The sequence below is a fragment of the Actinoplanes rectilineatus genome, from assembly GCF_000962825.1.
GTDB lineage: Bacteria > Actinomycetota > Actinomycetes > Mycobacteriales > Micromonosporaceae > Actinoplanes > Actinoplanes rectilineatus.
Genome location: NZ_JZKF01000019.1, coordinates 17,319 through 31,448 on the forward strand (window position 1 = coordinate 17,319; position 14,130 = coordinate 31,448).

The following is a 14,130-nucleotide window of genomic DNA, read 5'->3' on the forward strand; positions in this document are numbered from 1 at the left end:
AGAGTGTGTGTCCACGAATCTCACCGCACCTTGTCGATGAGTCCGGCGAGGTCGGCGCGTTCCTCGGCGGTGAGGTCGGTCAGCGGTGGGCGGACCCGGCCGCCGTCACGGCCGACGGCGGTCAGGCCGGCCTTGATGATGGAGACGGCATAGCCCCGGGACCGGTTGCGGATGTCGAGGTAGGGGATGACGAAGTCGTTGAGCATGCCGTAGACCGCGACCCTGTCCTGCAACCGGACCGCCGCGTAGAAGCGCAGGGCGAATTCGGGCAGGAAGTTGTAGAGCGCTGAGGAGTAGGTGCTGACGCCGAGCTGCAGCAGGGGTAGGGCGAACGTCTCCGCGGTGGGCAGACCGCCCACATAGACCAGACGGTCACCGACCCGGGCGTAGGTGCGGGTCATCCGCTCGATGTCGCCGACACCGTCCTTGAGACCGATCAGGTTGGGGTTGCGGTCGGCGAGTTCGGCGACGGTCACGTCCTCCAGCACCGCGTTGGCCCGGCTGTAGACGATGACGCCCAGCTCGGTGGCCCGGCAGACGGCGTCGACGTGGGCGATCAGACCGGCCTGGCTGGCCTCGGTCAGATAGGGCGGCAGGAGCAGGATCCCGGCGGCCCCGGCCTCCTGCGCGGACCGGGCCTGGGCGGACGCCAGCGCGGTGCCGCCGGTGGCCGGGGCGATGACCGGCACGCGATCGCCGACCTCGTCGACCGCGGCGCGCACCACGGCGTCGATCTCGGCGGGGGTGAGGGAGAAGCCCTCGCCGGTGCCGCCGGCGGCGAACAGGCCGGCGATGCCGAAATCGGCCTGCCAGGCGAGGTGGTTGCGGTAGCGGGACTCGTCGAAGTCCAGCCGGTCGTCGAAGTGGGTCACGGGAAAGGAGAGCAGGCCCGTCGCCAGCCTGGCGGCGAGGTCCAGCGGGGGGATTCGCGTCACCCGGTCACCGTAGGAAGCGGCAGTGATGCATGTCCAAGAGTGTTTCGGCATTGCTCGATACCGTCAGAGCATCATGTGTCCCAGGGCGGCAAGCACCCTCGGCAGCGCCGGATTGCCCGACTGCCGGGGCCAGAGCAGGTGCAACTCGACGGGTTCCGGGATCGGGGTGGCGATTGGGACGAGGACCACGCCGGGTACGCCGACGACGCCGGCCGATGCCGGTACGAAGGCCACGCCGCGGCCGGCGGAGACCAGCCAGAGCATGGTCATCACCTGGCTGACGGTGTGCACGACCCGTTCCTGCGACAGCGGGACCATGCTGACCACCAGGTCGTAGAAGTACCGTGCCTTCGCTTGCGAGTGGAAGATCAACGGCTCGGTGACCAGGTCGTCCGGCACCACCGGGCGATCGAGGTGAGCCAGGTCGTGATCCTCCTGGACGGCCAGGGACAGGGGCTCGCGATGCAGGATCCGGGACGAGAACCGCTCCGGGTCGAACGGCGGCCGGGCCAGCCCCAGGTCGATGTCCCCGGCGGCCAGCGCCGCGATCTGTTCCCGGGTGACCATCTCGAACAGTTCGATGTGCACCTCGGGCAGCTCCAGCTCCAGCTCGTTGAGCAGCCGGCCGAGGGTTCCGAAGGTGGACGCGGAGGTGAACGCGAGCCGGACCAGGCCGCGGGAACCGGAGGAGATCCGCTGGGCCAGCTCCGGCGCGGCCTCGGCGATCGCCAGGATGCGCCGGGCCTCGGCGAGGAACGCCTCGCCGGCGGGGGTCAGTGCCACCCGGCGGTTGTCGCGGTTCAGCAACTGGGCGCCGACCGCCGCCTCGAGTTTCTGAATCTGCCTGCTCAGCGGTGGTTGCGTCATCCGAAGGCGCGTCGCCGCCCGGCCGAAGTGCAGCTCCTCGGCGACCGCCACGAGACCACGCAACTGCTCGAGCGTGTACGTCATGCAGCGAAGGTATCAATCGATGCATCAAAGGGCTTGGACACGCATTCACGCAGGGTCATACGCTCGCCGGACGAAGTGACGCCCCTCACAACCGTCCGCGGAGACGCCCATGAACAGGAAGTTTCCCGCCCTCGGCCTGGCCGCCGTCCTCACGCTGGCCGGCTGTGGCGGCAACCTCGGCTCCGACGACAGCGGCTCCACCGCCGCCTACCCGGAACGGGCCATCACCCTGCTGATCGGGCAGGACGCCGGTGGCAGCACCGACCTCATCGGGCGGGCCCTCGCCGACCCGGCGAGCACCGACCTCGGACAGCCCCTGACCGTGCAGAACCGGCCGGGTGCGAACGGCGCGGTGGCGGCGAAGGAGCTGGCCGCGGCGAAGCCCGACGGATACACCCTAATGGTCTTCGTCGGCTCGCTCGCCTACATCACCCCGCTGGCGGTGCCGGCCGACCAGGCCGTCGACATCAACGGCTATGAGGTCGTCACCGGCATCTCGCAGGACGACTTCGTGCTCATCGCCAACCCGAAGACCGGCTTCACCACGGTCAAGGACATCGTGGACGCCAAGCGCCCGATCACCTTCGCCACCACCGGTGTCGGCACCGGCAGCCAGCTCACCCAGACCCTGCTCTTCGCCCAGGCCGGGGTGAACGCCACCGCCGTGCCGTTCAACGGTGGCGCGCCGGCGCTGACCGCCGTCCTCGGCGGCCAGGTCGACGTGGCCGCGGTGCAGCTCGGCGAGGCCAAGGAGCAGATCGAGGCGGGCAAGGCGACCCCGATCGTCACGTTCGCCACCGAGCGGCCCAGCTACATGCCGGACACCCCGACCGCTGCCGAGGCGGGCTACACCGTGCCGGTCCAGCAGTCCCGGGCCGTCGTGGCGCCGAAGGGCACCCCGAAGGAGGTCGTCGACCGGCTCCGGGCCTCGTTCCAGAAGGCGTTCGCGGCCCAGGCCTATCGCGACTTCAACGACCAGCGGCTGCTCACCGCCAACGAGGTGGACGGAACGGCCCTGCTGCAGCAGTGGAACGACGCGCTGAAGACGTATCGCGATCTCGTCGCCCAGCACGAGATCGACCTGGCGGGGAAGTGATGGCCGTCGTGCCCGTCGAGGACCTCCCGGCCAAACGAGGGCCCGGGACCGAACCCGAGGCTGCGCCGGGTGTCGAGCCTGCTGGTGCTGGTGCTGGTGCTGGTGCTGGTGCTGGTGCTGGTGCTGGTGCTGGTGCCGGTGCTGATACTGACGAAGATGTCACCGGGGAGGAGCGACCGGAGCCGGCCGGGCCGGTCAGCAACCTGATCGCCGCTGGGGTCGTGACCGTTCTCGGCGGTGCCGGGATCGCCGGATCGCTGAGTCTCGGGGCCGGCAGCCCGTCCGCGCCGGGACCGGGCACCTGGCCGTTGATCGTCAGCGGAGTGCTCGTCGTCCTCGGGCTCGCGCTGGCGGCCCGGGCCCGGCACACCGGCGAGGCCGAGCGGTTCACCCGCAACGGACTGCCGGTCGCCGCCGCGGTGGCCACGATGATCGTTTTCGTTGCGGTCGTCGCCACCATCGGCTTCGAGATCCCCACCGCGCTGCTGGCCCTGGTCTGGCTGCGGTTCCTCGGCGGGGAGAGCTGGCGCCTCTCGATCCTCACCAGCCTCGGCGTCGTGGCCGTCTTCTACGCGTTGTTCGTCGGCGCCCTCGACGTGACCATCCCGCACCTGTTCTGAACCACTGGGAGTCCCGTTGTCCTCGGTCCTCAGCGGGTTCGCCGTCGTCATCGAGCCGGAGAACCTGCTCTACTGCCTCATCGGCGTCGTCATCGGCATGCTCATCGGTGTGCTGCCGGGACTGGGGCCGGCCGCTACCATCGCCATCCTGCTTCCGCTCACCTTCGGCCTCGAACCGGTCACCGCCGTGATCATGCTGGCCGGCATCTTCTACGGCGCCCAGTACGGCGGGACCATCACCTCGGTCCTGCTCCGGCTGCCCGGCGAGGCCTCGTCGGTGGTCACCGTCTTCGACGGGCATGCGCTGGCCAGACAGGGCCGGGCCGGGGCCGCGCTGGGCGTGGCCGCCATCGGCTCGTTCGTCGGCGGCACCCTCTCCATCATCGTGCTCAGCCTCGTCGCCCCGCTGGTCGCCGGGTTCGCCCTCGACTTCGGGCCGCCGGAGTACACCGCGCTGGCACTGCTCGGCATCCTGCTCGTGGCCACCATCAGCGGCGGCGGACGGATCCGGGCCCTCACCGCGGCCGCGGTCGGGCTGCTGCTGGCCACGGTCGGGCGGGACGACTTCACCAGCGCGGAGCGCTTCACCCTCGGCAACCTGTCCCTCGCCGACGGACTGGACTTCGTGCCGATCGCGATGGGGCTCTTCGGTCTCGGCGAGATTCTCTACAACCTCGAGGACCGGCATCGCGCGATCAAGGTCCCGGCGCACGTGGCGAACGTCTGGCCCAGCCGCGCCGACCTGCGGCAGTCCAGCGGGGCGATCGGGCGCGGATCGGCGCTCGGCTTCGTCCTCGGCATCCTGCCCGGCGGCGGGGCCGTGCTGTCGTCGATGGCGGCGTACGCGCTGGAGAAGCGGCGCTCGAAACATCCGGAACGGTTCGGCAAGGGAGCCATCGAAGGGGTGGCGGCGCCGGAGAGCGCGAACAACGCGGCGGCGACCTCGTCGTACATCCCGCTGCTGTCGCTCGGCGTGCCGGCCAACGCGACCATGGCGGTGATCTTCGGGGCGCTGCTCATCCAGGGCGTCACGCCGGGCCCGCAACTCGTGACCGAGCACCCGGAGCTGTTCTGGGGCGTGGTCAACTCGATGTATCTGGGCAACGTCCTACTGCTGATCATGAGCATTCCGCTGGTCGGGCTCTTCGTGCGGATTCTGCGGGTCCGCGCCACCGTCCTCGCCCCGATCACGGTGCTGATCACGCTGGTGGGCGCCTACACGGTGAACAACAGCGTCTTCGACATCGGGCTGGTGATCGCGTTCGGGGTGCTCGGCTATCTGATGAAGAAGTTCGGGTTCGAGCCCGGCCCGCTGGTGCTGGCGTTCGTGCTCGGCTCGTTGCTGGAGACGTCGTTGCGCCGGTCGTTGCTGCTCTTCGGCGGCGACCCGACCGGCTTCCTCACCCGGCCGATCTCCGGGACGCTCCTGCTGTTCCTGCTACTCGTCGTCCTGGCCCCGGCGGCGCAGGCGCTGCTGCACCGCCGGGCGAACCGACAGAACCAGCTCGACTGGGCGAACCGACAGGACCAGGACAGCCGGATGAGTCGGTAGGGGCAGGTCAGCCGTGTGTGCCGACGAGGCCGAGCCGACTGGCCCAGCCGGCTCGGCCCCGTCGAGCGAGTGGATGGGTGCGGATCAGGGGACTCGGGACCAGTCCGTGTCCGAGGCCAGGTAGAAGCCCGGGTAGGACGGCTGGTTGTAGGTGGTCTGCTGGCGAGCCACCTCCACGCGGTACTGCGGGTCGTGCATCAGGGTGTCCAGTTTGTGGGTGGTCACCTCGGTGCTCAGGTACACCCGGATCGCCGAGCTGTCGGCCAGCCGCAGGAACAGTTCCTCGCGCCAGTCGCCGAAGACGTCGGCCACCAGGCTCGGGTTGCCCTTCGTGCCGTTGTTGGCCCGTGTGCCGGTGGCGGTGAGCAGAGTGCCGCGCTTCCAGTCGTCGATCGTCGGCGTGACGTCCTGCGCGCCGTTGACGATCTGTGTTGTCAGGTCCGCCGACCAGCGGATGCTCTGGTTCGTGCCGGGGATCGTGGTGGAGACGACCTCGCCGGTCGCCGTGTGTATGCCCAGGGCCTCGGTGCCACCCGGCATGCTCGCCCAGTTCTCCAGGCCACGGTGCTCCGGCAGGACGTCGCCGACCATGCCGCGCCCGGTGTCCCGCCCGCTGTACGTACCGAACAGCACCTCACCGGTCGCCGCGTCCCGCATCGCCATGCCGTACGGCGCGTAGGTCGCCCCCTCGTGCACGGTGAAGATCTCCAGGCCGGGGCGGTCCGGGTCGATGTCCGTCACGTGCATGGCGTCGCCGTGACCGAGACGGATCCGGGCGCCCGGATCAGCGCTGCCCTCCGGGAGCACGTCGAACGACGAGTAGAGCAGGCTGCCGTCGTCGTCGATGGTCGCCGAGCCGTACACGATCTCCTGGCGGCCGTCGCCGTCCACGTCCGCGGCACTGAGCGAGTGGAAACCCTGCGTGGTCAGGGTGGCGAACTCGGGGTCGGTGCCGTCCCGGCCGTGCGGCGAGTCGTTGAACGGGTTCGTCATCGGCGTCCAGCCGCTGTCGACGTACCACTGCTCGACCAGTCTGCGGCCGGTCCAACGGTAGGCGACCATCGTCGACCGGGTGTAGTAGCCGCGGGCGAACACCGCCGACGGGTGCCGTCCGTCCAGGTAGGCCACGCCGGAAAGGAACCGGTCCACCCGGTTGCCGGGTTCGATCCGGGCCATCGCGTAGTCGCCCCACATCAGGCCGTCGTCGTGTCGGCCCGGCTTGTAGTCGACGCTCTGGAGTTCGCGGCCGGTGGCGCCGTCGAAGACGGTCAGGTACTCCGGGCCGTCGACGACGAAACCTTCGAAGGCGCGCAGGTTGTTGCGGGTGCTGCGGGCCGGCGCGTACACATCCATGAAGTAATCGGCCAGGGCTGAGGCGTCCGACCTGGTCAGCGGGTACGTGTACCGCGGCTCGATCCCGAACGCCTCCTCCAGGGTGGCCGGCCAGTTCCCGGCGACCACTTCGGGATGCGACCGCCAGCCCTGGAACATGTCCACGACGTGCTCGTAGTAGTCCGCGGCGCTGAGACGGTAGTCCTCGGTGGGGGAGTGCCCGGGAGTGGTGATGTACCGCTCGGAGAGCACCTTGCCGGACGGGGCGTAACGGATCGTCTTCGTACCCGGGGCCGTCTTGAACATCATCTCGGAGCGGCCGTCGCCGTCGAAGTCGTACACCAGGAACTGGGTGTAATGAGCCCCGGCTCGGATGTTGACGCCCAGGTCGATGCGGTGCAGCAGGGTCCCGTCCAGCTCGTAGGTGTCGATGTAGACCGGGCCGGTCCAGCCGACCTGCGAGACGTCCTTGGAGTTCGACGGGTCCCATTTGACGACGTATTCGTACTGGCCGTCGCCGTCCACGTCGCCGACGCTCATGTCGTTGGCCGCGTAGGTGTACGTCTCGCCGGCCGGGGTCAGCCCGTCGGCCGGCTTACGCAGCGGCAGGTCGTAGTGGCCCTCCGCCCACGGCTGGATCACCGCGCTGAGGCTGCGTTCGACTCCGCCGACCAGTGTCGCCACCCGGTACCGCGAGGTGGTTCTGCCACCCTTGTCCAGGTAGTTCGTGCTGTCCGTGACGGTGGCGATCCGTTTGCCGTCGCGGTACACGCGGAAGTTCGCGCCGGTCAGACCGGTCGCGGACGCGCCGGTCACCTCCGGGCCGAGCAGCCGCCAGCTCAGGAAGACGCCGTCGGCGGTGGTCGCAGCGACCAGGCCACGATCCAGCTTCTCGAGTGCCGCGCCACGCGACGGGGCGGCCGCGACGGGCGCCGGCAGCGCGGCGGCCGCGAACAACGCGACCGCTACGCCGGCCGTACCATGGAAGCTCTTCATCAGGCCGCGTCGATCTCGGCCTGGAGTTCCTTGATGAAGGCCTCGGCGGAGGCCTGTGGGGTCTGCCGCTCGAACAGTACGTCCTCGGTGTGCCGCTTGAGGATCTTCTCGATGTCGCTGGCGCCGTTCGGGGTGACCCGCGGCGAGGCGCCGACCTTGAGCGTGTCGAGGAATTCCGCGGCCGCTTTGTCGGTCTCGGCGAGTTTCGGTGTGATGGCGGCCCGCACCGTGGCGTTGGTCGGCACGCCCCGGTCGGTCTGCAGCACGTCACCGGCTTCGGTGGTGTTGAGCAGGAAGCTCACGAACGCCGCGGCCTCCGCCGGGTGCTTCGACTTCGACGACACCGACCAGAACATCGACGGCTTGTAGTAGGAGCTCTCCGCCGCGCCGGGCAGCCGTAGCAGCTTGAGGTTCTGTCCGCTGGCCGCGCTCAGCGACGTGAGCTGGGTGTTCCACCAGGTGCCGAAGGCGGAGGTGTTGGTGGCCGTGCCGGACTGGTCGAGCGGTGCCCCGGCCCGCTCGATGGTGACCGACGGCGACGGAGCGATGCCCTGTTTGGCCAGGTCGAGAAGGTATTGCCAGTAGGCGGCCAGCACCGTCGGCGGGATGGCGACCTTGCCGGCGTCGTCGTAGAGCGAAGCACCCGCCTGCCGCGCCCAGATGTTGATGCCACCGGCATCGAACCCCCACGACTGTACGCCGGTGACCTTGCCCCCACTGGCCTTGGAGACCTCGGCCCCGATCGCCTTCAGGTCGTCCCAGGTCCACGTGGTGTCGTCCGGCACCGCGATCTTGTACTGGTTCAGCAGGTCGATGTTCGCGACGATCGAGTACGCGGCCAGGCCGGTGGGGATCGCGTACTGCTTGCCGTCGACCTTGCCGGTGTCCAGCGCCGCCGCGTCGATGTCCGTGGTGGTCAGGTGTTTCGACGCGGCACCCAGATCGAGGAGCGCGCCGCGTTCGGCGTAGGAGGCCAGGTACAGCTCGTCCATCTGGATGATGTCCGGGGCGTCGCCGGCCGCGACCGTGGTCGCCAGGCTGTCCCAGTAACCGTTCCACTCCTTGAACTCGCCCTTGATGGTGATGTTCGAGTGGGACTTGGTGAACAGGTCGATGACCTGCTGGGTGCGCTGGTGCCGGGCGTCCGAGCCCCACCAGGTGAACCGCAGCTCCACCGGGTCGGTGGAGAGGTCCGCGCCCGCGTCGCCGCCACCTCCGCCGCACGCGGCGAGGGCAGCGCCGGCGCTGAGGCCGATGCCGAGGGACAGCAGGGATCGTCTGCTCATCGCGTGGTGCACGGGAGTCCTCCGAATCATTTGATGCCGGTGGTGGCGATGCCCTTGATCAGGAATCGCTGTCCGACGAGGAAGGCGAGGAAGATCGGCAGCAGGGAGACCACGCTCATCGCGAACATGGAGCCCCAGCTGGTGGCGACGGTGGAGTCGACGAAGGAGCGCAGCGCGACCGGGACGGTGTACATCTCCGGGTCGGTCAGGTAGATCAGCTGGGAGAAGAAGTCGTTCCAGGTCCAGATGAACGTGAAGATCGTGGTGGTGGCCAGGGCGGGCAGCATCAGCGGCAGGATGACCTGCAGGAAGATGCGCGGGTGTCCGGCGCCGTCGATGCGGGCCGCCTCGTCCAGTTCCTTGGGGAGCCCGCGGATGAACTGGACCATGAGGAAGACGAAGAACGCGTCGGTGGCGAGCAGTTTCGGCACGATCAGCGGCAGGAACGTGTTGATCCAGCCGAGCTGGGAGAACACGATGTACTGCGGCACGATGATCACGTGGATCGGCAGCATGATCGTGCCGAGCATGAGGGCGAACCACAGTTTCTTGCCGGTGAAGTCGAGGCGGGCGAAGGCGTACGCGGCCATCGAGCAGGAGACCAGGTTGCCGATGATGCAGCCCAGCACCACGATCGCCGAGTTCGCCAGGTAGTGGCCGAACGGGGAGGCCAGCGCGTTCCAGCCCTCGCCGTAGTTGTGCAGTTCAAGATCGGAAAGCACGATTCCCGGCGACCGGAAGATCACGTTGTTCGGCCGCAGTGAGCTGACCACCATCCAGATCACCGGGTAGAGCATGATCAATGCGAGCGCGATCAGGCCGGTGTGCTTGAGGAATGCCAGGTTGCGCGGGGGCCGGGTCTTCTCCGCGGCCACGGTGACAGTGGTGCGTTCGGCAAGATCAGTCATCGTAGAAGACCCAATGTTTGGCAGCCCAGAAGTTGACCGCGGTGAACGCGGCGATGATCAGAAGAAGCAGCCAGGCGAGAGCGGACGCGTAACCCATGTCGAAGTTGTTGAACCCGCGCTGATAGAGGTAGAGCGTGTAGAACAACGTCGAGTCGGACGGCCCGCCGGTGCCACCGGAGACCACGAACGCCTGCGTGAACGACTGGAAGGCGTGGATGATCTGCAGCACCAGGTTGAAGAAGATGATCGGTGACAGCAGCGGGACGGTGATCCGTACGAACTGCCGCCACTTCGACGCGCCGTCCACGTCCGCGGCCTCGTAGTACATCACCGGGATCTGTCGCAGGCCGGCCAGGAAGATCACCATCGGCGCCCCGAACGTCCACACGTTCAGCACGATCAGTGTGGACAGCGCGGTGTCCGGATCCGAGATCCAGCCGCGCCCGCTCACCCCGACCATGGCCAGGACCTGGTTGAACAGGCCTTCCGCCCCGAAGATCTGCCGCCACAGCACGGCGATGGCCACACTGGAGCCGAGCAGCGAGGGCAGGTAGAACGCCGAGCGGTAGAACGCCAGCCCGCGCAGGCCCTTGTCCAGCAGCATGGCCAGGCCCAGGGCGGCCGCGAGCTGCAGCGGCACCGAGATCAGGACGTACTTGAAGGTGACGCCGAGGGCCTGGTGCAGACGTTCGTCGCCGATCATCCGCTCGACGTTGTCCAGCCCGTTGAACTCGGGCGGCTGCAGCAGGTTGTAGTCGGTGAAACCGAGCACGAACGAGGCCGCCACCGGGCCCGCCGTGATCAACAAAAGCCCTGCGAACCAGGGCAGCAGAAACAGGAAAGCGGCCTTGTTGTCCCGTGATCGGGGTGGGCCGGTCTTGGTGGATCCGAGTCGATGGAGCTCGCCGAGGGCACTCACACGCCCCTCCTTCCATGGCTCGATGGGAGAGGAAAGCGCTTTCCTGGAGTTTGCATCGACGCAACTCAGTGGTCAACGGTTTCAGAGAAGTAAATAACTGGATCGTTTCAGGGCCCAGGTAGTCGCGTTCCAGGCCTGTAAGACGAGATCGTCTTTGAACCATTCAACGCCGGTCCAGGGGTTCCCGGGGCCGCGCGTGCCGCCCCGGGGGAGCCTGAGGGGCGCAGCGGAGTTTCTGTCGTACCCGTCCGGTACAACTACCGCACTTGTTCGTGAGGAGGACTGGTTGTGACAAGCGATGGCGCCGCCTACGAGCGGCGCAGCGCAGCGCCCGTCATCGCGCCCGTGCGGCCGCGAAAGCTGGCGAAGGTGCCCTTCGTCGAGCTGGCCGAGGGCCGGCTGCAGGGTGTGGTGTCGAGCGGCTCGGACATCGAGCGGGTCTACGTCTCGTCGATCACGGCGGGCGACCACGGGCTGAGCTGCAACACCAACAACAACCGGCCGTGCGGGGGCCTGGGCGGCACCTACCCGTGCAACCACATCCGCGCGCTGGCCGAGGCCGCCGTCGCGCAGTACGGATTGTCCCGGGTCACCCGCTACCTGCGGGTCGAGCTGGCCGAGGGCGAGGAGAACCTCTGGGCCGGCCTGCACCCCACCACCGCACCGAACCGGGCGGCCGAGGTGTTCGCCAGCTTCCTGCGCCACCTGGCCTACCTGGAGCTGCCGCCGACCACCGATCCGCTGCCCGAGCTGCAGTGGTTCCCCGCCGCCGAGGTGGTGCGCTGATGCTCACCGACCTGTTGCGGGACACCCCGGCCGGCGTGGACGCCGCGTGGGCGCTGGTCGACGGCTTCGACGACGCGCTGGTGCACGGCCTGGGCCGGATCGACGAGGAGCGGGCCGCCGTCCTGGAGTCGCTGGCCGCCGCGTTCACCGGCTCGCCGCTCGCCGGCCGGGTCGCCGACTCGATCGGCAAGATCATCGCCGGCACGGTGACCGATGAGCATCTGATCGTGCTGGCCGGCGCCCGCAGCGCCCTGCTCGGCGCCGTCCACGACGCGCTGTTGTCCGCGGTGGACGGTGCGGCCGGCCGGACCCGCGAGGCGTGGCCGGCCGGCACCGCGGCCCCCGAGCCCGGCCTGCTGCTGGCCGGCACCCGGTCCTGGCTGCGGGAGCTGGCGATCGCCGGCTGGCACGGCGTCGACCACGAGCTGGCCGCCGGCGGGGCGCAGGCCGTGCAGGCGCTGCTCGCCGACCCGGCGGCCCGCCGTCTCGCGGTGCTGCTCGACGGCTTCGCGGCCGAGCTGCGGGCCGCCGCCCCGGTCGCCACCCTGGACCGCGTCCCGGTGCGCCGCTGGGCCGACCTGTGGACCCGGGCGCTGCTGCTCGCCCAGGACGGCCTGCCCCGCCCCGAGCCCACCCCGGTCAGCGGCCGCCTGCTGCTGCTCGGCGCCGACCTGCACGAGCACCCCACGGTGTTCCGGGCTCAGGCACACGGGCTGCTGGAGACCCCGGGTGGCGACGTGCGCCTGGTCCGGGTCAGCGTCGCGGGCGCCAAGGTGGACACCATCAGCGGCCCGTCCGCGTGGCGGATGCTCGCCGCGTTCCCGGTGTTCCGGTCCGCGCTCGCCGAACACCGCATCGTCGAGCTGTCCGGCATGCCGCTCACCCCGGGCGGCGACCTGATCTGGGACGAGTCGCTGGCCGTCCCGGGCGAGTCCGCCGACCCGTTCACCACGGCACGGGTCCGGCTCGGCGCGGCGATCGCCCCGCCGGTCCCGCCACTCGACCGGCATCCGGTGATGCTCGCCGAACCGATCCTGCTGGAGGGCTACACGGCCGGCGAGGAGGCGTTCGAGCTGGGTGGTGTCCGCCTCACCGTGGACCTGGCCCGGCTGCCCTCGGCCGGCCCGATCACCCCGGCGCTGGTCGCTGCCTCGACCGCCTGTCTGGGGCTGTTGCGCCGAGACGGCGACCACTGGTCGGTGCAGCCGCTCGCGGTGCAGGCCACGGTCCGTAAGAAGCCGGTGGTCGCGCACACCGCCGACTGGTCCCTCGGGCCCACCGACGCCAAGGCGGCCAAGGCCGAGGCCGCCGCCGGCACCGCGGTCGACGTGCTGCGCGAACGCGCGGGAAGGCTGCTGCGCAAATGAGCACCACCGAGGAGAACAGGCGGCAGGTCCTCTACTGGCGGCTGCTGGCCCGGATCTTCGACCCGGACGAGCAGGCCACCCTGGAACAGGGCAGCATGGCGATCGTCGGCGACCTCGGCCTGCCGGCCGCGCTGCTCGACCCGTCCGTGTCGGTGGACACCGTGGTCCAGCGGTTCCCGCAGCTCGAGGCGGAGTTCGACGGCCTGATGACGGACGCCACCGATGACCGCGACGGTGAGGTCCGCCGCGCGGCGCTGGTGTCCAAACTGCTGCTCAACGTCTTCGCCACCGGCAGCGGCAACGTCACCGCCGGTCAGCTCGCCCGGTGGCAGTCGGACGCCGGCTGGTTCGAGCGGGCGCTCGGCTGCAGACCCGGTGAGCTGCGCGGGCGCGCGGCGGCCGCGGGTGCGGGCGGTGGCGCGGGCAGCGGATCGGGCCGCGGACCGGGTGGCGGCGTCGGCACCGGGCCCGGCAACGGGTTCGACGTCGACCTCGGCCCGGTGCTCGCCGGCATCGAGGGCGAGCTGGTCAACCGGATGCAGCTGCGGGAGGTGCTCGCCGACAACCGGCTGGCCAAGCAGCTCACCCCGAGCATGTCGCTGATCGAGCAACTGCTGCGCGACAAGGACAACCTCGACGGCGTCGCCCTGGCCAACGCGAAAGCGCTGATCCGCCGGTTCGTCGACGAGGTCGCCGAGGTGCTGCGGACCCAGGTGGCGCAGGCCAGCGCCGGCACCATCGACCGGTCCATCCCGCCGAAACGCGTCTATCGCAACCTCGACATCGACCGGACGATCTGGAAGAACCTGCCGAACTGGAGCCCGGAGGACGAACGGCTCTACGTCGACCGGCTCTTCTACAAGCAGACCGCCAAGCGGGTCACCCCGGCCCGGCTGATCGTGGTGGTGGACCAGTCCGGCTCGATGGTCGACGCGATGGTCAACTGCACGATCCTCGCCTCGATCTTCACCGGTCTGCCCAAGGTGGACGTGCACCTGGTCGCGTATGACACCCGGGCGGTCGACCTCACGCCGTGGGTGCACGACCCGTTCGAGGTGCTGCTGCGGACCAACCTCGGCGGCGGCACCGACGGCACCGTCGCCCTCGACCTGGCCCGGCCGAAGATCGTCGACCCGCGCAACACCGTGGTCGTCTGGATCTCCGACTTCTACGAGTGGAACGAGCAGGGCGTCTTCGACGGGATGGCCGCCATCCACCGCTCGGGTGCCCGCTTCATCCCGGTCGGCTCGGTGAGCAGCGGCGGGCAGCAGAGCGTCAACCCGTGGTTCCGCCAGCGGTTCAAGGACCAGGGCACCCCGGTCCTCTCCGGCCGCATCAAGAAGCTCGTCGTCGAGCTGAAGAACTTCCTGGCGTTCTGAGCA

Annotated in this window: 13 protein-coding genes; 7 read left to right on the forward strand and 6 right to left on the reverse strand. The window is 69.5% G+C overall.

All coding sequences use genetic code 11. The annotated features are described in order from the left end of the window. Window positions 1-20: 20 nt before the first annotated feature. Window positions 21-935: a 5-dehydro-4-deoxyglucarate dehydratase gene (kdgD, locus tag WH85_RS16645; protein ID WP_045742788.1), complete on the reverse strand. Its 915-nt coding sequence runs from the start codon at window positions 933-935 to the stop codon at window positions 21-23. A gap of 63 nt (window positions 936-998) precedes the next feature. Continuing rightward, window positions 999-1,886 (reverse strand): LysR family transcriptional regulator, encoded by an 888-nt coding sequence (locus WH85_RS16650; RefSeq protein ID WP_045742789.1) that lies wholly within the window; start codon window positions 1,884-1,886, stop codon window positions 999-1,001. Between the two features lie 109 nt (window positions 1,887-1,995). Here WH85_RS16650 and WH85_RS16655 point away from each other — a divergent pair, with 109 nt between their 5' ends. The 4 genes from WH85_RS16655 (at window position 1,996) to WH85_RS16665 (ending at window position 5,154) form a co-directional block, all read left to right on the forward strand. Then, window positions 1,996-2,982: a tripartite tricarboxylate transporter substrate binding protein gene (locus WH85_RS16655; protein ID WP_045742790.1), complete on the forward strand. Its 987-nt coding sequence runs from the start codon at window positions 1,996-1,998 to the stop codon at window positions 2,980-2,982. Between the two features lie 69 nt (window positions 2,983-3,051). Continuing rightward, window positions 3,052-3,189 (forward strand): hypothetical protein, encoded by a 138-nt coding sequence (locus WH85_RS52265; protein WP_211275377.1) that lies wholly within the window; start codon window positions 3,052-3,054, stop codon window positions 3,187-3,189. Beyond that, window positions 3,189-3,602, forward strand: coding sequence for a tripartite tricarboxylate transporter TctB family protein (locus tag WH85_RS52270; protein ID WP_281179065.1), 414 nt, complete (start codon window positions 3,189-3,191; stop codon window positions 3,600-3,602). Before WH85_RS52265 ends, WH85_RS52270 begins: the two co-directional genes overlap by 1 nt. A 16-nt stretch (window positions 3,603-3,618) precedes the next feature. Continuing rightward, complete coding sequence (locus WH85_RS16665) at window positions 3,619-5,154, forward strand: tripartite tricarboxylate transporter permease (protein WP_245673962.1); 1,536 nt, start codon at window positions 3,619-3,621, stop codon at window positions 5,152-5,154. 84 nt (window positions 5,155-5,238) lie between these two features. Here WH85_RS16665 and WH85_RS53720 read toward each other — a convergent pair whose 3' ends face one another. Genes WH85_RS53720 through WH85_RS16685 form a run of 4 tightly spaced genes read right to left on the reverse strand, consistent with a single transcriptional unit; the run spans window position 5,239 to window position 10,595 of the window. Further along, the gene (locus tag WH85_RS53720) at window positions 5,239-7,482 is read right to left on the reverse strand and encodes a rhamnogalacturonan lyase (RefSeq protein ID WP_045742792.1); all 2,244 of its coding nucleotides are present in this window, start codon (window positions 7,480-7,482) and stop codon (window positions 5,239-5,241) included. Beyond that, window positions 7,482-8,768 (reverse strand): ABC transporter substrate-binding protein, encoded by a 1,287-nt coding sequence (locus WH85_RS16675; protein WP_045742793.1) that lies wholly within the window; start codon window positions 8,766-8,768, stop codon window positions 7,482-7,484. Before WH85_RS16675 ends, WH85_RS53720 begins: the two co-directional genes overlap by 1 nt. A 26-nt stretch (window positions 8,769-8,794) precedes the next feature. Further along, window positions 8,795-9,676: a carbohydrate ABC transporter permease gene (locus tag WH85_RS16680; RefSeq protein ID WP_045742794.1), complete on the reverse strand. Its 882-nt coding sequence runs from the start codon at window positions 9,674-9,676 to the stop codon at window positions 8,795-8,797. Beyond that, window positions 9,669-10,595 carry a carbohydrate ABC transporter permease gene (locus WH85_RS16685; protein WP_045742795.1) on the reverse strand — a complete coding sequence of 309 codons (927 nt, stop codon included), beginning with the start codon at window positions 10,593-10,595 and terminating at the stop codon, window positions 9,669-9,671. The genes WH85_RS16680 and WH85_RS16685 overlap by 8 nt, the downstream gene beginning before the upstream one ends. Before the next feature lie 288 nt (window positions 10,596-10,883). Here WH85_RS16685 and WH85_RS16690 point away from each other — a divergent pair, with 288 nt between their 5' ends. From WH85_RS16690 to WH85_RS16700, 3 genes are read left to right on the forward strand one after another with little or no spacing between them, the layout of a single operon-like run. Next, on the forward strand, window positions 10,884-11,381 hold the full coding sequence (locus WH85_RS16690) for a hypothetical protein (RefSeq protein WP_045742796.1): 498 nt from the start codon (window positions 10,884-10,886) through the stop codon (window positions 11,379-11,381). After that, on the forward strand, window positions 11,381-12,748 hold the full coding sequence (locus WH85_RS16695; protein WP_045742797.1) for a hypothetical protein: 1,368 nt from the start codon (window positions 11,381-11,383) through the stop codon (window positions 12,746-12,748). Before WH85_RS16690 ends, WH85_RS16695 begins: the two co-directional genes overlap by 1 nt. Beyond that, complete coding sequence (locus WH85_RS16700; protein ID WP_045742798.1) at window positions 12,745-14,127, forward strand: vWA domain-containing protein; 1,383 nt, start codon at window positions 12,745-12,747, stop codon at window positions 14,125-14,127. Before WH85_RS16695 ends, WH85_RS16700 begins: the two co-directional genes overlap by 4 nt. Window positions 14,128-14,130 lie beyond the last annotated feature (3 nt).